Source organism: Aurantiacibacter spongiae, assembly GCF_003815535.1.
GTDB lineage: Bacteria > Pseudomonadota > Alphaproteobacteria > Sphingomonadales > Sphingomonadaceae > Alteraurantiacibacter > Alteraurantiacibacter spongiae.
In genome coordinates, this window is sequence record NZ_RPFZ01000001.1 from 563,329 (window position 1) to 584,640 (window position 21,312).

The following is a 21,312-nucleotide window of genomic DNA, read 5'->3' on the forward strand; positions in this document are numbered from 1 at the left end:
ATGGCTGTGAGTGACAAGGTCATCGATCGTCTGCTCTCGCGGATGATCAAACGCGGTACGCTGGACGTGACCTATGCCGACGGTAGGACGCGCAGTTTCGGCAGGGCGACACAGGGCTTTCCCGACGTGGCCGTGCGTTTCATCGACGCGAACGTGCCTCGCGATCTGCTGCTGGACCCCCGCCTGGGCGCGGGCGAGGCCTATATGGACGGACGCATCGTCGTCGAACGTGGCGACATCATGGACCTCGTCTCGCTGGCACGGGCGAACAATCGCTGGGAAGACAGGGCTGACCTCGGCGAGCCGAGCCTGCCGCGCCGCTTGCGCAACCGTATCTCCGTCGGCCTGCGCAGCCTCAACAAGCCGGGCAGTTCGCGCAAGAACGTGGCGCATCACTACGACATCGGGAACGAGCTTTATCACCTGATGCTCGATGCCGAGCACATGCAGTACAGCTGCGCATACTGGGACACCGCGCGCTTCGGCGAGGACATGACGCTGGCACAGGCCCAGGAAGCGAAGCTTGCGCATATTGCCGCCAAGTTGAACCTCGAGCCCGGCAACCACGTCCTCGATATCGGTTGCGGCTGGGGAGGGATGGCGATTTTCCTCGTGCAGCGCGCGGACGTGCGCGTGCTCGGCGTCACCCTGTCCGAAGAACAGCTTGCCCTCGCCCGGCAGCGCGCCGCGCAGGCGGGCGTCGCGGGCCGCGTGACCTTCGAGCTTGTCGATTACCGTGATCTTGCGAAGAGCGGTGCGACCTTCGACAGGATCGTGTCGGTGGGCATGTTCGAGCATGTTGGCGCCCCCCAGTTCGAGACATATTTCCGCTGCATCGCGCAGATGCTCGAGCCGCACGGGGCCGCGCTGGTCCATACAATCGGGCGCATGGGCTCGCCGGGCCGCACCGACGCCTTTACCGACAAGTGGATCTTTCCCGGCGGCTACATCCCTGCTCTCAGCGAGACGGTCGAAGCGAGCGAGAAGGTCCGCCTGATCGCCACCGATGTGGAGACGCTGCGTCTGCACTACGCCCGCACGATCCGTGCCTGGTATGACAACGTGCTGGCGAACCGCGACGCCATCGTCGCGATGTTCGACGAACGCTTCTTCCGGTTGTGGACGTTCTACCTGGCGGGTGCGGCAACCGTTTTCGAGCATGGCAGCATGTGCAACTACCAGATCCAGTTCGCCCGCGAACGCACCGCCCTCCCGCTGACGCGCGACTACATGGCCGGCGCGGAACGGCGTCTGCTGGAAGCCTGACCGGTCCGGTTGCACCCCGCGCGCAGTTCGCGCAATGCCCCGGCCGGTGAACCCGCCCCGCCCCCTCAACCGCCCGGCCGTCTTCGCGCAGGCATGGCCCATCATGCTGGGACAGGCTTCGGTGCCGCTTGTCGGGATCGTCGATACCGCCGTCATCGGGCGGACGGGGGATGCCGTCGGGCTGGCCGGAGTGGCGCTGGGCGCGACCGTCGTGACGCTGGTGTTCTGGACCTTCGGCTTCCTGCGCATGGGCATGACCGGGCTGACGGCGCAGGCGAGTGGATCGAACAACCGGCAGGAGGTCGAGGCGTTGCTCCTGCGCGCGCTGGTGGTCGGTTTCGGGTTCGGACTGGTGCTGCTCGCCTTGAACTGGCCCATTACAAGAGCAGCGCTCGCTATCATGTCCGGCTCCGACGGCGTCGATGCAAGCGCGAGCGGGTACATGCAGGGCCGTTTCATCGGCGCGCCTGCCGCCCTTGCGGTTTACGCCGTCAATGGCTGGCTACTCGGTCTTGGCCGCACACGCGCTGCGCTGACGCTGCAGATCGTCATGAACCTCGCCAACATCGCACTCGACGTAGGTTTCGTGTGGGGCTTGCATCTCGGGGCATTCGGCGTCGGCCTCGGCACGGCCTGCGCGGAGTGGCTCGCCTTCGCGCTCGGCATCCTGATCGTGGGCCGGGTAGCGGGCGGCGGTATCCTCGCCCTCGTGCGTCGCACCCCGCGGGCAGCCCTGATGGACCGTGAACGGCTCATCGAACTGTTCGCGGTCAATCGCGACATCATGATCCGCACCATCGCCCTGCTCGTGCTGTTCACCTGGTTCGCCAATGCAGGCGCGCGTCTTGGCGCGGCCTCGCTGGCAGCGAACCATGTGCTGTTGCAGTTCGTCAATTTCTCCGCCTTCGTCCTCGACGCCTTCGCTTTCACCGCCGAGGAGCGCGTCGGGCAGGCCGTGGGACAACGCGACAAGGCCCGGTTCTTACGCGCCGCCCGCCTTACCGCCGAGTTCTCCGCGCTAAGTGGCCTGGTTCTGGCGCTCGTCTTCTGGCTGGCGGGTGATCTGATCATCGGAGCGCTAACGACTGATGCCGACGTTCGGCAGCTCGCGCGCCGGTTCCTGCCATTCGCGGCTCTGGTTCCGCTCGTCGGAATGCCGAGCTGGATGCTAGATGGCGTGTTCATCGGCGCAACCCGCGGCAAGGCGCTTCGCGTGGCGGGGGTGGGGGCGACCGTCCTTTACATCGCGCTGGACTGGCTGTTGCGTCCGTTCGGAAACTGGGGGGTATGGATCGCCTTCCTGACAAGCTACCTGTTGCGCGCCGGCGGGCTTGCGCTGTATCTGCCTGATCTGCTTCAATATCTGGACAGTCCGCCAACTCCCTCCCGCCAACATCGGGGCACGCCAGCACGAGACCAGCCATGACACCCTTCGCAAAACGCCTCGCCCGCTTGTGGACCGCCCTCCTCCTTGCCCTTGCGACGCTGGTCATGGCTGCCCCGGCGCAGGCCGAGGTCGATGTCAGCTTCCATTCGTTCAACGGCTCGGTCCTGTGGGGCCGTTATCCCCATACTTTCGTTGTCATGCGCGGAACGCTCGACGACGGCACTCGGATTGACGAGAATTTCGGCTTCAGCGCGCGCAATTCGGCAGAAGCGATCATGTCCGGCCCCGCCGCGCACATGATCCTGACCGAAACGCCGGAGACGATCGCCGACACCAACCGCCACTTCACGGTCACAGTATCCGATGCCACCTACCGCCGCCTGCGCGCCGAGGTCATCGCCTGGCGCGACTATCCGGGCAAGTATTACGACCTCGACGAACGCAATTGCATTCATTTCGTCGCCCGCATTGCCCAGCTCGTCGGCCTGCGCGCCGATGTGCCGTCCGAATACCTGCGCCGCCCGAAGGCCTGGCTCAACTACGTGATCCGCCGGAACCCGCAACTGCACGCGCGCGAGATCGACTGATTGCCCGCCGGGGGCGGCGCTGCTAGAGGGCGCTTCCCCATGCCTCCGACAGTCGAAAGCGCTTCCTGATGCCCGATATTAGCCGCGTCGTCCTCGCCTATTCGGGCGGTCTCGATACCAGCGTCATCGCCAAGTGGCTGATGGTCGAGAGGGGGCTGGAGGTCGTCACCTTCACCGCGGATCTGGGCCAGGGGGAGGAGATCGAACCCGCCCGGGCCAAGGCCCGCGCAATGGGCATACCTGCCGAGCACATCTTCATCGAGGATCTGCGCGAGGAGTTCGCCCGCGACTTCGTCTTCCCGATGATGCGCGCCAACGCACGCTACGAGGGCGACTACCTGCTCGGCACAAGCATCGCGCGCCCGCTGATTTCCAAACGGCTGGTCGAGATCGCCCGCGAAACGGGTGCCGATGCAATCGCCCACGGTGCCACCGGCAAGGGCAACGACCAGGTCCGTTTCGAACTGTCGGCCTACGCCCTGGACCCCGATATCACCGTCATCGCCCCGTGGCGCGAGTGGAATCTGACGAGCCGCACCGCCCTGGTCGACTGGGCCGAGGCTCATCAGATCCAGGTACCGAAGGACAAGCGCGGTGACAGTCCTTTCTCCACCGATGCCAATCTCCTGCACACCTCGTCGGAAGGCAAGGTGCTCGAGGATCCGTGGGAGGAAACGCCGGACTACGTCTATTCCCGCACGGTCGATCCCCAAGATGCGCCCGACACGCCGGAGACGATCGAGATCGGTTTCGAATGCGGCGATGGCGTATCCCTCAACGCAGAGCGCCTGTCCCCCGCCGAACTGCTCGCCGCGCTCAACGATCTGGGTCGCAGGCACGGCATCGGCCGCCTCGACCTCGTCGAGAACCGCTTCGTCGGCATGAAGAGCCGCGGCATGTACGAGACGCCGGGCGGCGAGATCTACGCCCGCGCCCATCGCGGCATCGAGCAGATCACGCTGGACCGCGGGGCCGCGCACCTCAAGGACGAACTGATGCCGCGCTATGCGGAGCTCATCTACAACGGCTTCTGGTTCAGCCCCGAACGCGAGATGCTGCAAGCGGCGATCGACCTCAGCCAGCAGAGCGTCAACGGAACCGTCCGGCTGAAGCTCTACAAGGGCAATGTCTGGGTCGTCGGCAGGAAGTCGCCCAATACCCTCTATTCGCAAGCGCATGTCACCTTCGAGGATGATGCCGGCGCCTACGACCAGAAGGACGCGGCGGGCTTCATCAAGTTGAACGCCCTGCGCCTGCGCCTGCTCGCCAGACGGGACCGCGGCTGACCTGTCCATCTTCTTTCTGCCTATTGGTTTCGCGCGAAACGCCGGGCTGTTGACTTGTCCACCGCTGTCCACCGCGAAATCGGGGGAAAGTGGATAAGTGATCGCTTGACCCGTTGCGCCGACTCGCCCCGCCGTCGCATCCTGCTTGCGTCGATCGGAGGAAACGGATCGCCACGAACGGACCGCCTGCCGGTCACGAAGGAGCGAAGACCGAACCTGCGAACGACTAGAGGCCGGAGCCTGACGACATCACCGACGGACGAGTCGTGAACAGCTTGCTGTCCACCTGACTGCCCCGAGGTGTGTAGGAAAGCCCCGGTTTCGGAACAGGCTGCCGGATCGGCTGCGGGTCGTTCGCGTTCCACGGCGATCGAGGCGCCAGTTCCGGCACCGGCGCGAGCGCCGGGCGACATACTCCCGGGCCTTCGGGCCAGGGAGGACACGCCAGGCGTCAAGCATCCTGCCCTTCGGGGTGAGATCCACACGTCGGTGAGAGTGGGGTCGGCAGCGATGCCGGCCCCATTTCCGTTGCGGCGTCCCGAATCGCATTGCGACGAACGGGGGAACCGGCTTCCACCCCCGCGCGTTGTGTTCACCAATCCGTTCGCCGCATTTGCGCCTCATTCCGCGACGAAGCGAGCGAGTCCTGCGGCTACCCACCGCCCCTTGGGTGGGATTCGCAACCGACCCCCTGTATCTGCCCTTCCCATGGACGGGAATACCACCATCGGCGCCGCGCGCCGTTCGCTGGCTGCCTTTGCCGTTGTCGCCGCTCTGGCCGCGACCGGTGCGGGGCACGCCGAATCCGCCACCAAGGCGCAGGTCGAGTTCGTCTCCACCGCCGACGCCGACGGGGCACCCACCCGGCATGGCGCCATCTTCGTGCCGAGCGAGCAGGCGCAGTTCGAGGAGGCGTTCAGCGCCTTCGACACGCCTGCCGACGTCGACCTGCCCGACCACGCCGTCGATCTCGACACGATCGAGCCGGCAGAGCCTGCCACGCGCGACCTGGGCACCGGCGTCGCCTCCTACTACGGCGCGCGCTTCGCCGGCCGGCCCACCGCCAGCGGAGAGCGGTTCGACCCCTCCGACCTCACCGCCGCGCATCGGACCCTGCCCTTCGGCAGCCGCGTCAGGGTGACGAACCCGCGCAACGGCAACTCCGTCATCGTGCGCATCAACGACCGCGGCCCGTTCCACGGCGGGCGGGTGATCGACCTGTCGCGCAGCGCGGCGGAGCAGGTGGGCATCGTGCGCGCCGGCAGCGGATCGGTGAAGCTGGAGCTGATCACGAGCTGACGGGCCGCGGGGCGCAGGCCTCGCCCGCCGCCTCGGCTTCCGCCTCCGCTTCCGCCTCTCCGGGTCCGGGCTGCACGTCCGCCTCCCCGGCCTCCTCCAGCGCCGTCTCGAGCGCGTCCCACCCGGTGACCAGCCACCACTCGGCCAGCCCCGCCTCCCAGGCGTGGAGCTGCACCATCTCCAGCACCAGGCGGTCGTCGAACCCGTCGGCGAGTTCGTCCAGGGTCGGCGCATCGGCGGGGCGGGCGGCGGCCGCGCGGTCGAGCCGGTAGCCGATCCACTGGCAGTCGGCATGCGTCAGCCTGGCGTCCGGATCGTCGCACGCGCCGCCGCAGTCGGGGCAAGGTGGCACAGGTGTGACAGGGTCCTGAGCACAGTCCGCGCCCCCGTCCCGCGCGCCCGCCGCGGCGCCCTCCCCCGCATCGCCCGCACCGTCCCCGACCTCCGCACCCACCGCACCGTCCGCCGGAGCCGCCAGCGCCTCGGCCGGGTCCTGCCCGGCGTGGAGCGCCTCGACCACGTCGTCGAGCCGGGCGAGCGTGTCGGCCAGATCGGCCCGCTCCGCCATCCGGTCGAGCCGCGCCAGGTGGGCGAGCAGCAGCCGCGCGTCGTAGCGGCGGCGCGAGCCGACCTCCTCCCCGTGGTAGAACACCTTTTCCTCCACCCCGTTGATCGCCCGGTCCGCCAGCTCGCTTTCGGCATGGACCCGCGCCGCCACCAGCGCCGCATCCCACGCCCGGGCGAAGCCTGTCACCCGCCGCCGCGCCCGGTACGCCGTCTGCCGCGCCACCCCGGCGCGCGAACAGGCGATGGAGACGTTGCCCATGATCTGCAGGCTTTCGAGAAACGCCGCCATCCGCGCAGGATCGAGCGCGACCGGCTGCCCGGCGGGCGAGCGATGCACCGGCGCCGGATCGAGCTCAGCGGCCTGATCGGGCGAGAGGGTGACGAGATGACGGGGATCGTAGGCGGACATGACGGAGCGCTCCTCGCAAGGGTTCAGAGAACCGCGCAGGGGAGCAGGGAGCGGGGGGTGTAGGAAAGGGGCGTCGGGTCGGGCCGGGCGAGCGGAGTGGCTTAGGAGGCGGACCCAATTGCGAACCGAGCCAGGGTCTCGCTTCTCTCCGGCGATCAGCAATGGCAGCGGGACACGGGATCAAGTCCGCGATGATGAACGAGGATAAAGCGGCCGACCTTGGCACCCGTGCCGCCATCCGTTTGGCAAATAGCAAGTCGATGCCTGTTCGCGCCGCCCGCGTTGCGATCTCGCGTCCCCACCAAACCGACCAGACCCACCCCATGCCTACCCAACTCAACCCGCCCCTGCCCGTGACGATCATCGACAAGGGCAAGGGCTGAGCCGTCGCGGTGATCGACTACGGCCCCGAACACCACCTGATCTGGGTGACAGCGCTGGACGAAAACGGAGAAGTCTGGTGCGCGCCCAACCCCAAGGTGCGAATGCAGGGGAACTGGGCGATGGGGCGTGGGAGGGTGGACGTCGGGTGTGCTGGGTAAGATCCGATGAACTGTCTGTGGTTAATGGAACCGAGAACAGACTCAGATTGGGTTGGAGACTTTAGAAAACACTAGTGTTGAAATTAAACTGAATTCAACTTATGTTTCCATCATGCAACTCTCGTATTAATAAATGAACAGTAGTCGAGGGATTCATTTCACCAGTTAACTCCGCATCAGCGAGAGCCTTTTCGGCGTTCTTGACTGCCACTTCTACCCTTTCTTCAAGATGGCATCCAGGCGATTTTAACCCTTTCTCGTACTCCGGCCAGAGTTGCCGCAAACGATCTAATGCCACCTTTCCGCGGGATTTCTGTCCCTCGCGCACAAATGGAGTTCGCGAAAATTCAAAATGGAGAATGAACCAATACTCGATACAGGGATCAGATATGAACAGCTTAAACTGTCGAGACTTAGACTTCCCATTAAGTGAAGCAGCCTTGCTTTTGGCAGAATTGAACCTTTGAGTGTCATGACCGTCACGATCAATAACACAAAAGCAATCATCGATAGAGACATCCTTTTTCAACTTAGATTCGCCGAATTCAACAACAGACAAAGGGTCTGATCCGCATTCTTCACCACAAATTTGGAGATTTACATTTGCCAACCGAAGCTTCTGCTTGAAGAAGGTAAAGTAATTTGGCTCAGTCTTTTCCCCTTCGCAAACAATAAGGATTGAACGCTTCGGCTCGCGCGTCGCGCGCCGCCTTTTGATAGCTCTGACGTCCTTCCGTCGGCGACCCATTATGCCAAATACCTTAGGAACGTTGTCGCAACCGCTGGAACGCCGCCATACCTACCTGACAAATAGCCCTTCTCCAGAGCCTCTTTCTTTCTAGGCGAATAATCGGACAACGGGACGATTAATGAGGAGGTTCCGTCATGTTCTATGAACCAAACTTGATCACGTCGCAGGACCGATTCTCGCAATACACTCACATCGTGAGACGTAAATAAGAGCTGTGCGTTCTTTTTATTAATCTTCTCATCGCCGAATATTTCAATCAGGAATTTAACAACAAGAGGGTGAAGACTCGTGTTCAATTCATCAACTAAGAGGCAGTACCCATTCTCAAGGACATCAAAAAGCGGCCCAGCCAGACAGAAAAGAGCCCTCGTTCCAGTTGACTCGCGAGATAGCGGGAATTCGGTTATATCCCCGGTATCAGTTTTCTTCTTGAAAAATACTTGATAGTTCTTTTCATCTTTTCGAGGTCCAATTTGATCTTTCATTTTTTCGAGAAATTCTCTCGAAAAAGTCTTCTCTAAGACGGTATCGTCGAATTCGTCTTCCCGAAATTCAAGATCGACAACATTTACGTCCATCGACTGAAGGAAACTAACGACCTTTTCTCTAAACGCTTTCTCTTCTCGGCAACGGACGATCGTATATCGCTTACCTGTCGTGCCGATTGACGCGTTCCTGAGAAATTTCGTCAACCATGTGTATGGCTCTTTTAGATCCTGAGAGTTGAGCTGATTCGCTGTAGACAAGTATAAGGCATTTTTTCGCGTGTTATCGGCCCAAACACGCCGCGTCCCAGTGAGAGCCTCTCCGAACGAGTACTCATACTCACTCAATTCTTCGCTCCAATTCCTCTCGTAAAGTTTTCGAAAGCGAGAAGATTTATCTGCAACTTCGAGAAACTCTTCCATGATTTTCTCAGCATCATGAGAAAATCCGAAGTTATAGACCACTCCCGCGACTGAAAACAAAACACGGAAAAATGTAGGCTTTTCATCAAAGCCCTCCATTAGGAGGTTGGGGTCGTATGGAAGCACTGCGTCAGCACCATCATCGATTGCAGACGACCGCACGAACTGACCGACAAATTTCAAAGCATCGATAAAGGAACTCTTACCGCTTCCGTTCTTCCCTAGGACGATGGCTGACGTTAGCACGTCGAGTTCAGCCGGCGGCCCAATCCTTCGAACTGACCCTTCGCTCTCTTCCTTCAATTTTGATGCTATCAATGACAGCGTTGAGGAATCCGCAAACGAGCCTTCGTTCTCAAGCTCAAACTCTAAAAGCATCCGGTTTCCAATCTATTTCTGCACGTTCTGTGCGAAATTAGCCTTAGATCAGGTTGAGCGAGAAAGGAAGCTGATTTTCCAAGCGATCTCAAATGAGCGAATTCTTGACCATGTTATGGCCATAAACGTTCAAGCACTTACCCCCAAATCAGCCCGCAGGTTCTCACCCCAACATCGGCGCCAGATACCGCCCCGTCCAACTCGCCTCGACCTCCGCAACCTCCTCCGGCGTACCCTCGGCGACAACCTCACCCCCACGAACACCGCCATCCGGGCCGAGGTCGAGCAGCCAGTCGGCGGTCTTGATTACGTCGAGGTTGTGCTCGATCACCACTACGCTGTTCCCCTGGTCCACCAGCCGGTGCAGCACTTCCAGCAGCTTGCGCACGTCCTCGAAATGCAGGCCGGTGGTCGGTTCGTCGAGGATGTACAGCGTCTGCCCGGTGCTGCGCTTCGACAGTTCCTTGGCCAGTTTCACGCGCTGCGCCTCTCCGCCAGATAGCGTGGTCGCCTGCTGGCCGACCTTGACGTAGCCCAGCCCGACCTCGTTCAGCATGTGCATCTTGTCGCGGATGGGGGGGACGGCCTTGAAGAAGCCTTCCGCGTCCTCGATCGTCATGTCGAGCACGTCGGCGATGCTCATCCCCTTGAAGCGGACCTCCAGCGTCTCCCGGTTGTAGCGCTTGCCGCCGCATTCCTCGCACGTCACGTACACGTCGGGCAGGAAGTGCATCTCGATCTTGATCAGGCCGTCGCCCTGGCATGCCTCGCACCGTCCGCCCTTGACGTTGAAGCTGAAACGACCCGGCTTGTACCCGCGCGCCTGCGCCTCGGGCAGACCGGCGAACCAGTCGCGGATCTGGGTGAAGGCGCCGGTATAGGTCGCCGGGTTCGATCGCGGGGTGCGGCCGATGGGCGACTGGTCGATCTCGATCACCTTGTCGCAATATTCGAGGCCGGTCACTTTGTCGTGCGCGCCCGACACCACGCGCGCGCCGTTCAGCTGCCGCGCCGCCTCGGCATAGAGCGTGTCGATGGTGAAGCTCGACTTGCCCGAGCCGGAGACGCCGGTGATGCACGTGAAGGTGCCCAGCGGCAGGCTGGCGGTAACGTCCTTGAGGTTGTTCTCGCGCGCGCCGTGGACGGTGAGCTGGTGCCCGTTGCCCTTGCGGCGGGTGGCGGGCACGGCGATCTCTCGCCGGCCGGTGAGGTAGGCGGCGGTGAGCGACCGCCTGGACTTGAGCACCTGCTTGAGCGTGCCCTGCGCCACCACCTCGCCCCCGCGCACGCCGGCGCCGGGGCCGAGATCGACCACGTGATCGGCCTGGCGGATGGCGTCCTCGTCATGCTCCACCACGATCACGGTATTGCCGAGGTCGCGCAGCCGCTTGAGGGTTTCGAGCAGCCGGTCGTTGTCGCGTTGGTGGAGGCCGATGCTGGGCTCGTCGAGCACGTAGAGCACGCCCGACAACCCGCTGCCGATCTGGCTGGCGAGGCGGATGCGCTGGCTCTCCCCGCCGCTGAGGGTGCCGGAGGTGCGGTCGAGGTTGAGGTAATCGAGTCCGACATTGTCGAGGAAGCCCAGCCGCTCCACGATCTCCTTCAGAATGGCCCTGGCGATCTGGTTCTGCTGATCGGTCAGGTGCGTGGGCAGGTCGGTGAACCAGGCCAGCGCATCGCTGACCGACAGGCGCGTGGGGCGGCTGATGTCGGTCGGGCCACCGGCGGCGGGGATCTTCACCGCGCGCGCCTTCTCGTTGAGGCGGGCGCCGCCGCAGGTCTCGCACGGCTGGGCGGTCTGGAACCTGGCCAGCTCCTCCTGCATCCAGGCGCTTTCGGTCTGCGCCATGCGGCGGTTGAGATTGCCGATCACCCCCTCGAACGGCTTGTTGACGGTGTAGGCCTTGCGCCCGTCCTTGAAGGTGAGCGGCACGCGCTTGCCCTTCGTGCCGTGCAGGATGATGTCCTGGTTTGCGGCACCCAGATCCTTCCACGGCGTCGTCAGGTCGAAATCGTATTCCTTCGCCAGGCTGCCCAGCACCTGCATGTAATAGGGCGATGGCGGGTTGGATTTCGCCCACGGCACCACCGCGCCCTTCTTCAGGCTGAGGTCTTCGTTGGGCACCACGAGGCGCGGATCGAACAGCTGCTTCTCGCCGATGCCGTCGCAGGTCGGGCAGGCCCCCTGCGGCGCGTTGAAGCTGAACAGGCGCGGTTCGATCTCCTCGATGGTGAAGCCGGAGACGGGACAGGCGAACTTTTCGGAAAAGACGATGCGGTTGGCCGGCAGCCCCGCCCCCTTCATCGCGCCGCCCTTCGCGTCGGCCCCCTCGCCCTCCGCCTCGCGCCCGGGCACGGCGCCGTCGGCAAGATCGACATAGGCCAGCCCCTCGGCCAGCTTGAGCGCGGTCTCGAAACTGTCGGCGAGCCGCGTCTCGATACCGTCCTTCACGGCGAGGCGATCCACGACCACCTCGATGTCGTGCTTGAACTTCTTGTCGAGCGCGGGCGCATCCTCGATGGCATACGTCTCCCCGTCGACGCGCACGCGGGTGAAGCCGGCCTTCTGCCACTCGGCGATTTCCTTGCGGTACTCACCCTTGCGCCCGCGCACGACCGGCGCGAGCAGATAGAGGCGCGTCCCCTCGGGCAGCGCCATCACCCTGTCGACCATGTTGGAGACGGTCTGCGCCTCGATCGGCAGTCCGGTGGCGGGCGAGTAGGGCACGCCGACGCGCGCCCATAGCAGGCGCATGTAGTCGTAGATCTCGGTAACGGTGGCAACGGTCGAGCGCGGATTGCGCGACGTGGTCTTCTGCTCGATCGAGATGGCGGGCGAGAGGCCGTCGATATGCTCGACATCGGGCTTCTGCATCATCTCCAGGAACTGGCGCGCATAGGCCGACAGGCTCTCGACATAGCGGCGCTGCCCCTCGGCATAGATCGTGTCGAAGGCAAGGCTCGACTTGCCGCTGCCCGAAAGACCGGTGATGACGATGAGCGCGTCGCGCGGCAGGTCGATATCGACGCCCTTGAGATTGTGCTCGCGCGCGCCGCGGACGGAGATTTTGCTAAGGGCCATACGGGGCGTGTTCCGGTAATGTTCGCGTATGTCAAGACGCCCGCGCCAGACGAACGGCGCGGCGAGCGAACGCGTAAAATGGGGACCGCGGCCTGCGGTGCAAGTCCGTGACGCCGGCGCACCGACGACGGAAAAAAGGTCGTATCGTAACGACTGCGCCTGAACTTATCGAAAGTGAACAACAATTGATAATCGTCGAAAACGGTGACGCACCGGGCCTGGCGGGCACCTACGACTCGGTCGGGACAGTTTCGATCGGGCGCGCGGGGAATCTGCGCCAGATCACGAATGTCGCTCCCGGGACCGGGGCCACGGACGCGGCGACGGTCGGACAGGTGCGGGGCGCGCTCGACGCCATTGCCGCGGTCGCGACGACGGCGGACAATTCCGTCCAGTATTCCGATCCGGCGCAGGCGCTCGTCGTCTTTTCCGGCAGCGGCGGAACGCTGTTGACCAACGTGCTGGACGGCAGTGTCAGCGCGACGTCGAGCGACGCGGTCAACGGCTCGCAGCTGTTCGCGGTGAGCGAACAGGTGGACGTTAACACCATCGCCATCCAGGCCAATGCGGACGCCATAGCGGCCATCGGCACCGGCGGCGGCAATCCGCTCGCCGTCCTATACGACGATGCCAGCCGCACCGGTATCACGCTGGACGGCGCGGGCGGCACCACCACCGCCAATGTGGCGGCGGGCGAAGTGAGCGCCACCTTGGGCGAGGCCGTCAACGGTTCGCAATTGTTCACGACCAACGAACGTCTCTCGGTGCCGAAGGCGACATCGCCGCTCTCGACGGGCGCGTGGCGGTGAACGAGGGAAATATCGTCAGTCTCGGCAACCGGATCACGAATGTCGAGGGCGACGTGGCGACTATCGGCTCGCAGGTTGCGATCAACACCGGGGATATCGTCAACCTGGATAACCGCGTGACCACCAATACCGGCGATATCGCCAACCTCGATACCCGCGTGTCCGTCAATACGGGAGATATTGTCTCGCTGGGCGACCGGGTGGACGTCGCCGAGGGCGATATCGTCGCCATCGACGCCCGCGTGACCGGCAACACGACCGCGATCACGCAGATCCGCACGCAGGTGGCGAACGTCCCGGTCACCTATGTCGAGGATGACGGAACGCGCTCCGCCACCCCGACCGATACGGTCGCCTTCGTCGGCGCGAGCGGCGATACGGTGCGCGTTACCAATGTCGCCGCCGCGCCTTCGTCGGCGCGAGCGGCGATACGGTGCGCGTTACCAATGTCGCCGCCGGAACCGTCGCCGCCGGATCGAGCGATGCCGTCAACGGCGCGCAGCTCGCCGCCACCAACGATGAAGTCGCGCAGAACCGTGCCGATCTCGCCGTCACCATCGGCGACGTCGCGCGCAACCGGATCGACATCGACGCCGAGGACCGTGGCCCTTGTGCGGTCACGCTACCTTTCGAGCAGGGGCGCGCGGCGCGTTACCGGGAGCGCCAGCCCCGCCTGCTGCGTGATCATGCCGACCCACCGGGCAACCTGCGCGATCTCCTCGCGCACGATGGCGCTGTCGGCCCGCGCATCGGCGGCGAGGCGGGCGGCGTCATAGGCTTCGCCCGACTTGGCGTGGCTGGCGAACAGCGGGCCACCGGCGATGCGCCGTGCATCTTCCTCCTCCAGCGACAGGTCGAGAAACCCGGCCAGCGCGCACAGCGTTCCGGCGCTGTCGGCGGCGAAGGCGTCCCCGTCCAGGGTCCGCATCCGCCCGCCCGCCGGGCCGTCGAGCTGCATCGCCAGCCAGCGCTGGCCCATGAACCAGGCGAGGCCCGCCGCCTGCATGTCGGTCATCGCGTATTGTTCGCGGGCGTCCATGCCGAAATCCATCGGCGCATAACCCTGCAGCTCCAGATACAGCATGCGGCCCCAGCGCCGCCCTATCAGCCCCTTGCGCGCGACCGCCGCGAGGAAGGGTTCGAGGCCGCTCGTCATCAGCACCGCCCTGGCATCGGGGCGCGCCTGCATGATCGCGGGAATGAGCGCGTTGGCATGGTTGGTGGGCTTTACCACCACCACTTCGCCGGGTGCATGAGGTCGCGAAAGCAGATCGAGGACCGGCGCCAGCAGCTCCGGCGCCTCCCCCCCGGCGCTCACCAGGGCGCCGAGTATGCCCGGCTCGCTGAGGCCCACCGACACCCCCGGCACGTCCAGCGCGCGGGCGAGCAGGGTGGAGCGGCAGAAGGCGGTGTGGAAGAGGAAATGCACCGGGCCGCTCGCCACGTTCATTTCCGCGACTTCGGCGAAGCTCGCGCTCGCTTCCTCGTCGGGCGATGCCGGCTGGCGCTCGTGCAGGAAGGTGCGCTCACCCAGCGTCTCGCGCGGCAGGCGCAGGAAACGCACCCGCCGCGCGGCCAGGTCGAGGGCATGGGGCAACCAGGCGGGATCGGCCGCCAGTTGCGCCGGAGCGGGCTGTATGGAAGGCGCCATGCGCGCCACCCTTCGCAAGGCGGGGCGGCCCGATCAAGGGGCGATGCGCCGGGCGGGCCGTCCACCCGCTCTTAACGCCTTGCGGACTATGACGACGTATCGGGGATCGACGGACGGGAATGGCTGGTGGATACGGTGGTGCGGGACGAACGCTGGCGGGCCGAGGTGCGGCGCGAGATCGTCAGTGCGCTGGCGCAGGTCGAGCGGGCCTCGCTACCCGCCAACCTGATCGGCTGGCTCGGCTGCTGCATCGCCGCCTTGTTCCAGGCGGGCGCGGGTGCGTTCGTCCTGCCGCTGGCGCTACGCCTGCTCGCCATCGCCACGACCCGCCTCACCGCGATCCGCCTGCGGCGGCGGCTGGCCGACGCGCGCCCCTATGACGACCAGCTTCGCCGCGTCGCGCTCAGCCTGTCGCTGGCGGGGGCGAGTTGGGCGCTGTTGCTGTGGCCGGTGCTGCGGCGGCTGGAAAGCGAGCCGTTCGCGCTCGTGATCCTGGGCATCTGCGTGGTGGGTGTGAGCCTCATCTGCGCGATGCTCGGACCGTTGCCGAAGATCCTTGCGGGCTTCGTCGGCAGTTTCGTCGCCACCCTCGCCATCGGGCTGGTGTTCGGCCCCGGCACCATCGACAGCGCCATCGTCCTGTCCGCCCTCGCCCTGGCGATGGGCATGGTCGCCTACGCCCTGGGGTCGGCCAATCAGAGCCGGGCGATGGCCGAGGCGCTGGTGGAAAACCGCCACCTGGGCGAAGATCTGGCCGACGCCCTCGCCCATGCCGAGTTCCTCTCCATGCGCGATCCGCTGACGGGGCTGCTCAACCGCCGCGCCTTCTTCGAGAACGGGTGCGAGGCGGATGGCAGTTACCCGGAGGCCGGGTGGCTGCTGGCGGTGGACCTCGATCACTTCAAGACGATCAACGACCGCTTCGGCCATGCTACGGGCGACCGGGTCCTTGCAGGGGTCGGCGACGCGATGCGCGATACGCTGCGCGACCTGCCGGGCGAAGGTCACAGCGCGGTGCGGCTGGGCGGAGAGGAATTCGCGCTCGCAATCGCCCGCGCCGGCCGCGCGATGGCCCAGCTCGCCGCGGAAGCGCTGCGCGCCCGCATCGCGATGATCCCGCCCGAGCTGGACGTTGCCGATCACGCCACGCCCGCCAGCGTGGGCCTTGCCCCCATGAGGCCGGGCGAAGCGCTGCCGCTGGTGCTCGACCGTGCGGACGAGGCGCTGTACCGGGCCAAGGCGGCCGGGCGCGACCGGGTGGTGGAAGCCGCCTGAACCGCGCGGGGACGGTCACGGCCTTGCCCGCCGCGGGCACGCTCCCCACCTTCGCGCGATGTCGCGCCATCGCCTGTTCGTCGCCCTGCGCCCGCCCGAGGATGTCGCCGATACGCTGCTCGACACCATGGAAGGGCTGCCCGGCGCGCGCTGGCAGGACGCCGACAATCTGCATCTGACGCTGCGCTTCATCGGCGAGGTCGATCGGGCGCAGTTCGAGGATATTTGCACCGTCCTCTCGCGGCTGCACTTCGATCCGTTCGAGGTGCGTCTGGCGGGGGTCGGCCATTTCGAACGCAAGGGGCGCGCCCGGGCGATCTGGGCGCGCGGCGAGGCTTCCCTGGATCTCCTGGCCTTGCAGGAACGGGTGGAACGGGCATGCCGCCGGGCCGGTTGCCCGCCGGAAACGCGCAAGTTCGTGCCGCACGTCACCCTGGCGCGGCTCAATTCGGGCAGCGCGCCGGTCGGACCATGGCTGGCGGCGCATGGCGATCTTGCACCCCGGACATGGCGGGCAGACCACGTCTCGCTATTCGAAAGCGACCTGACGCCCAATGGCGCGGTTTACGAGGAATTGCATAAGTTTCCGTAGTTTACCGCGCAATATTCGATAGTTTCACGAGGCCGGGACAAATCTTCGTCTGTCAAGCGCTGTCGCATGGGCCGTTTGTCCCATCGGACGAATGGCGGACCTTTGCCCTCCCCCCGCCCGTTGAATGAGTGAAAGCCGAAATACCCGGCAGGAGCCGTTCACGACGAATACCCATGGCGGCCTGCCCTCGTAATTACGAACAGGACAAACATGCCGACTTCAACCCAGACGACCGCGAAGCCCGAACGGGCCGACGCCGCGCTGCGACGACGAAGAGAGGAATCGACCCATCCGCCCCTGCGCGAGCGGCCGATCAACCCCAGAACACAGGAAGAGCTTGCCCCCGCCGTCAACTGGATGCGCAGCCAGATGGTGGGCGAGTTCAAGTCCGCCATGCGCAAGAAGCGCAAGTCCGGCAGGGGCCGTAGCCTTGGCGGGCGTATGCGCAAGCGCAAGGCAGCGGTCGCCATGTCGGCCGCGGTCATGGGCCTCAACACCGCGGCGGTCGACAACCAGACGCCGACCAAGGCCGTAAGGATGCTCGACGCATCGCAGGTTCGCATGGACGCCGAGAAACTGAAGGTCAGCGACACCATGAAGGAAGCGCTGGCGGAGGAAGAGGGCGTCCGGCTGACCGTCTATCGCGACGTTGCCGGGTATCCGACCGTGGGCGTGGGGCACCTGGTCACGCCCGAGGACGGGCTGAGCGTCGGCGACCGCATCACCTACGAAGACGCCCTCGACTTCCTCGACAGCGATCTTGAAAAGGCGGAGGAGGGCGTCCGCCGACTGGCGCGCGATCTGCCGCTATACCAGCACGAATTCGATGCGCTGGTCGATCTTGTCTATAATGTCGGCGAAGGCAACGTGACCCCCGACAAGAGTCCCAAGCTCAACGACGCGATCATGGTGCGCGATTACGACGGCATTGCCGACGAACTGCAATATCACCACGCGGGCGGGGAGGAAGCGCGCGGCCTGGTGTTCAGGAGCGAGAGGCGGCAGTCGATCTTCATGGACGCGTCCTATGACGATCCGCGCGCCGCGACCGTCGATTCCTACGGCCAGGTAAGCACCTGACCGGCGCGTTTCGAAAACGAACCCTGCAACGCGGCGCAGTACCGCCACTAACCGAACGATGACCGCCCGACCAACCGATCCATCCCGTTCCAACCCCGCCGTCGCTATCGGCACGGCGGCGGTGCTGGCCCTTGCCGGTCTCGTTGCCGGATGTTCGAACGAAAGCGCGACGGTTGTCGAACGGACGACCAACGATCTGGCGCTGCAATCCCTGACGCCGCCGCAGCAACAGGCGGAAAGGGATTGCCTGATGGTGATCTGGGACGGCCAGGATCGTCCGGACCGGGCGTTCGACCGGGCGAACGACACCGTGGACGGCGGCGCCATCTCCTGCGCGACGGGAACCAGCGCCAGCCAGTTCGAGGATGCTCTCGGCGCCATCCGCGCCGCCGCGGCAGGGAACGACCGCGCGGCCCTGCTGCGCGAACTCGACATTCCGCTGCAATATATCGATGCCGAGGGCAACCGGCGCGACGTGAGCGAAAGCGAACTGGTCGATGCGGGGTTCGACGAGGTGTTCTCGCCCGAAATGCTCGACATGATGACACAGCTCAGGCTGGAGGACATGACCGTGGTGCCGGACGAGGGCGCCTTCTTCCGGCTCGGCTCGGTATGGATGGTCGCGGATCGGCGTGGCGGGAGGCCACGCCTCGTCACCGTCAACCGGCAGGCGCTGTCCGAGGCGATCGCCGCCGCGCGCCGAGCGGCCGAGAAGCCGGAAGCGGCGGGCGTAACCGTCTGATCGCGGCCCACTTCCCGGTCTCGTTCAGCGTCTTGGCAGATTGGTTGTGCAAGGTTACAGGTTGCAACTGAAACGGTCCCGTCCGCGGACCGTTCTTCGCCATCACAGCTGACTTCGAGGACATCCATCCGCATGAACACCAAGCGCCTGCTGGCCGGCACGATGCTCGCCGCCCTCGCCACCGCCTGCACCACCACCATGCCCGAGGGCGATATGGAAACCGGATCCGCCATGCCCGCGCCCGTCGCCTACGATCCCGCCATTCCGCAGGCCACCAGCGTCTTCGCACAGCCTTCCGACCTGCCGTTCCACGCCCCGCAATTCGACCGGATCTCCGACGAGGAATGGCAGCCGATCATCGAGGAGGCGATCGGCATCCAGCTTGCCGAGATCGACGCGATCGCCCACAATCCCAACCCGCCGACCTTCGACAACACCATTGTCGCGATGGAACGCGCCGGCGGCGTCTTCAACCGTTCCTACGCGGCGTTCGGCCAGCTGGTGAGCGCGAACATCAACGACACGCTCGCCGCGGCGGACGAGGCGCTGGCCCCGCAGATCGCCTCGATGAGCGATTCCATCTACCTCAACCCGGACCTGTTCGCCCGGGTGAAGGCGGTGTACGACAACCGCGCCGCCATGAGCATGACGCCCGAGGACGCCATGCTGCTGGAGACGACCTACGCCGACTTCGTGCATTCGGGCGCGCTGCTGGACGCGGCCAAGCAGGCCGAACTGCGCCAGATCAACGAGCGGCTCTCGACCCTTTCCTCGCAGATCTCGCAGGACATTACCGACGGTTCGGCCGCCGCGTCGATCACCGTCGACACGCGCGCGGAGCTGGCCGGTCTCACCGACGGGCAGATCGCCGCCGCCGCCGATGCCGCCGCCGAGAAGGGGCTGGACGGCAAATATGTGCTGACGCTCACCAACACGACCAACCAGCCGATGCTGGAACAGCTCGACAATCGCGATGTGCGCGAACGGCTGTTCAAGGCGAGCTGGAACCGCAACCAGTCGGGCGAGAACTCGACCATGGACGCCATCCGCGAGACCATCGCGCTGCGCACCCGCATCGCCGGCCTGTTCGGCGTGGACGATTACGCCACCTGGCAGATGTACGATCGCTTCGCCGATTCCCCGGAAACCGCGATCGGCTTCATGCGCGAGATGGTGCCGGCGCTGCGCGCCACGCAGGACCGCGAGGCGGCGCTGCTCCAGGCGCGGGCCGAGGAGGACGGCGCTACGTTCGAGCTGCAGCCGTGGGACTGGCCCTATTACGCGGCCAAGGTGCGGCAGGAGCGCTACGCCCTCGATAACGAGGAGATCAAGCAGTACTTCGTGGTCGACAAGGTGCTGGAGGACGGCGTCTTCTACATGGCCAACAAGCTGTACGGCCTGACCTTCGAGAAGCGCGACGACATCCCCGTCTACGACGATTCCATCAGCACCTACACCGTCTATGACAAGGACGGGTCGGAGCTGGCCCTGTTCTACTTCGATCCCTTCGCGCGGGAGAACAAGTCGGGCGGCGCGTGGATGAACAACTTCATCGAGCAGAGCCGTCTGCTGGGCATGAAGCCGGTCATCTCCAACACGCTCAACATCGTGCCGCCCGCCGATGGCGAGCCGGCGCTGGCGACGTGGGACAACGTGACCACCATGTTCCACGAATTCGGTCATGCGCTGCACGGCATGTTCGCGGATCAGGAATACTCCTCGCTGTCGGGCACCAACACGGCGCGCGACTGGGTCGAATTTCCCAGCCAGTTCCATGAAGGCTTCGCCGCCGATCCCGAGGTGCTGCGCAACTACGCGAAGCACTGGCAGACGGGCGAGGTGATCCCGGCCGAAATGGTCGAGGCGATCGACCGGGCGGGCAAGTTCAACCAGGGGCACGCCTTCGGCGAGATCATCGCCGCCTCGCTGCTCGACATGGACTGGCACTCGATCCCGCCGGGCACCGAGGTCAACGACATCCTCGGCTTCGAGCAGAACGCGCTGTCCGAGATGGGGCTGCGCACCGATCTGGTGCCGCCGCGCTATCGCACGCCGTATTTCCGGCATATCTTCGTCCACGGCTATTCGGCGGGGTATTACGCCTATACCTGGACCGAGATGCTGGCGCACGACGCCTACAGCTATGTCGAGAACAATGGCGGCATGAGCCGGGCGATGGGCGACCGCATCCGGGCGACCTTCCTCGGCCAGGGCCATTCCAAGCCCTACGCCGTCATGTTCCGCGACTTCACCGGCCACGATCCGCAGGTCGAACCGATGCTGGAAGCGCGCGGGCTGATCCCGGAAGACGATACCGTCAACGCGGTGAACGGGGCGGAAGGCGCGGAGTAAAGCTCCGGTTGAGAACGCTTCAAAAGGGGGCCGGAACCTGCGTGGTTCCGGCCTCTTGTCATTTGCCGCGCATCGCCAGCGAGCGGTGGTTGAGCTCGGCGAGATCCGCCTCCCCCGCCAGCGCTGCCTCGCCCAGGCGCACCGCCTTCGCCAGCAGCGCGTCCGGCGCGTTGCGGTAGGCGGGCGGCGCGATCGCCTCGCGCCAGGCTTGCCCCGCCGCATTGTCGAGCAGGATCCGCTGGAAGCAGTGATCGAGGCGAACCGGCCAGCTCCGCGCCCGTGCCGCGGCCGGCATGTCCTCGCGCGTCAGGGCGAACCAGCGCGCCTCGAGTTCGTCACGCTCGCTCAC

17 protein-coding genes and 2 pseudogenes are annotated in these 21,312 nt (G+C 65.1%); 13 read left to right on the forward strand and 6 right to left on the reverse strand.

Annotated features, from left to right (window positions below):
• The 5 genes from EG799_RS02855 (at window position 1) to EG799_RS02875 (ending at window position 5,825) form a co-directional block, all read left to right on the forward strand.
• A complete protein-coding gene (locus tag EG799_RS02855; protein ID WP_181950866.1) occupies window positions 1-1,266 on the forward strand; it encodes an SAM-dependent methyltransferase in 1,266 nt (421 codons plus the stop codon).
• Window positions 1,267-1,312: 46 nt separating this feature from the next.
• Entirely contained in the window at window positions 1,313-2,692 is a 1,380-nt protein-coding gene (locus tag EG799_RS02860) for an MATE family efflux transporter (RefSeq protein ID WP_234028984.1), read from the forward strand.
• Window positions 2,689-3,240 carry a hypothetical protein gene (locus tag EG799_RS02865; protein ID WP_234028985.1) on the forward strand — a complete coding sequence of 184 codons (552 nt, stop codon included), beginning with the start codon at window positions 2,689-2,691 and terminating at the stop codon, window positions 3,238-3,240. Before EG799_RS02860 ends, EG799_RS02865 begins: the two co-directional genes overlap by 4 nt.
• A gap of 68 nt (window positions 3,241-3,308) precedes the next feature.
• Entirely contained in the window at window positions 3,309-4,526 is a 1,218-nt protein-coding gene (locus tag EG799_RS02870) for an argininosuccinate synthase (protein ID WP_123878387.1), read from the forward strand.
• Between the two features lie 708 nt (window positions 4,527-5,234).
• A complete protein-coding gene (locus EG799_RS02875; RefSeq protein ID WP_123878389.1) occupies window positions 5,235-5,825 on the forward strand; it encodes a septal ring lytic transglycosylase RlpA family protein in 591 nt (196 codons plus the stop codon).
• On the opposite strand, the gene EG799_RS02880 is transcribed toward EG799_RS02875, so the two are convergent.
• Window positions 5,815-6,801: a hypothetical protein gene (locus EG799_RS02880; RefSeq protein ID WP_123878391.1), complete on the reverse strand. Its 987-nt coding sequence runs from the start codon at window positions 6,799-6,801 to the stop codon at window positions 5,815-5,817. The two genes, EG799_RS02875 and EG799_RS02880, sit on opposite strands and share 11 nt — an antisense overlap.
• 323 nt (window positions 6,802-7,124) lie before the next feature.
• On the opposite strand from EG799_RS02880, the pseudogene EG799_RS02885 reads away from it, so the two are divergent.
• Window positions 7,125-7,343 (forward strand): annotated as a pseudogene (locus EG799_RS02885) (hypothetical protein).
• Between the two features lie 94 nt (window positions 7,344-7,437).
• On the opposite strand, the gene EG799_RS02890 reads toward EG799_RS02885, so the two are convergent.
• From EG799_RS02890 to uvrA, 3 genes are all read right to left on the reverse strand, one after another.
• Window positions 7,438-8,091 (reverse strand): RloB family protein, encoded by a 654-nt coding sequence (locus tag EG799_RS02890; protein ID WP_123878394.1) that lies wholly within the window; start codon window positions 8,089-8,091, stop codon window positions 7,438-7,440.
• A complete protein-coding gene (locus EG799_RS02895; RefSeq protein ID WP_123878396.1) occupies window positions 8,091-9,380 on the reverse strand; it encodes an AAA family ATPase in 1,290 nt (429 codons plus the stop codon). Before EG799_RS02895 ends, EG799_RS02890 begins: the two co-directional genes overlap by 1 nt.
• Window positions 9,381-9,543: 163 nt before the next feature.
• Window positions 9,544-12,462 (reverse strand): excinuclease ABC subunit UvrA, encoded by a 2,919-nt coding sequence (gene uvrA, locus EG799_RS02900; protein WP_123878398.1) that lies wholly within the window; start codon window positions 12,460-12,462, stop codon window positions 9,544-9,546.
• Window positions 12,463-12,647: 185 nt separating this feature from the next.
• On the opposite strand from uvrA, the gene EG799_RS14300 reads away from it, so the two are divergent.
• Both EG799_RS14300 and EG799_RS14355 read left to right on the forward strand, forming a co-directional pair.
• Complete coding sequence (locus tag EG799_RS14300) at window positions 12,648-13,271, forward strand: hypothetical protein (RefSeq protein ID WP_158611000.1); 624 nt, start codon at window positions 12,648-12,650, stop codon at window positions 13,269-13,271.
• 433 nt (window positions 13,272-13,704) lie between these two features.
• Window positions 13,705-13,767: pseudogene (locus tag EG799_RS14355) on the forward strand (hypothetical protein); the annotation flags it as partial.
• 126 nt (window positions 13,768-13,893) lie between these two features.
• Here EG799_RS14355 and EG799_RS02915 read toward each other — a convergent pair.
• On the reverse strand, window positions 13,894-14,922 hold the full coding sequence (locus EG799_RS02915) for a hypothetical protein (RefSeq protein WP_123878402.1): 1,029 nt from the start codon (window positions 14,920-14,922) through the stop codon (window positions 13,894-13,896).
• A gap of 126 nt (window positions 14,923-15,048) precedes the next feature.
• On the opposite strand from EG799_RS02915, the gene EG799_RS02920 reads away from it, so the two are divergent.
• The 5 genes from EG799_RS02920 (at window position 15,049) to EG799_RS02940 (ending at window position 20,963) form a co-directional block, all read left to right on the forward strand.
• A complete protein-coding gene (locus EG799_RS02920) occupies window positions 15,049-16,197 on the forward strand; it encodes a GGDEF domain-containing protein (protein ID WP_123878404.1) in 1,149 nt (382 codons plus the stop codon).
• A gap of 58 nt (window positions 16,198-16,255) precedes the next feature.
• Window positions 16,256-16,789, forward strand: coding sequence for an RNA 2',3'-cyclic phosphodiesterase (gene thpR / locus EG799_RS02925; RefSeq protein ID WP_123878406.1), 534 nt, complete (start codon window positions 16,256-16,258; stop codon window positions 16,787-16,789).
• A gap of 210 nt (window positions 16,790-16,999) precedes the next feature.
• Window positions 17,000-17,869: a lysozyme gene (locus EG799_RS02930; RefSeq protein ID WP_234028986.1), complete on the forward strand. Its 870-nt coding sequence runs from the start codon at window positions 17,000-17,002 to the stop codon at window positions 17,867-17,869.
• A 58-nt stretch (window positions 17,870-17,927) separates the two neighbouring features.
• Complete coding sequence (locus EG799_RS02935) at window positions 17,928-18,611, forward strand: hypothetical protein (RefSeq protein ID WP_234028987.1); 684 nt, start codon at window positions 17,928-17,930, stop codon at window positions 18,609-18,611.
• 132 nt (window positions 18,612-18,743) lie between these two features.
• On the forward strand, window positions 18,744-20,963 hold the full coding sequence (locus EG799_RS02940; RefSeq protein WP_123878408.1) for a M3 family metallopeptidase: 2,220 nt from the start codon (window positions 18,744-18,746) through the stop codon (window positions 20,961-20,963).
• A gap of 58 nt (window positions 20,964-21,021) precedes the next feature.
• Here the strand turns inward: EG799_RS02940 and EG799_RS02945 are convergent, their stop codons facing one another.
• On the reverse strand, window positions 21,022-21,312 hold the full coding sequence (locus EG799_RS02945; RefSeq protein WP_234028988.1) for a GCN5-related N-acetyltransferase: 291 nt from the start codon (window positions 21,310-21,312) through the stop codon (window positions 21,022-21,024).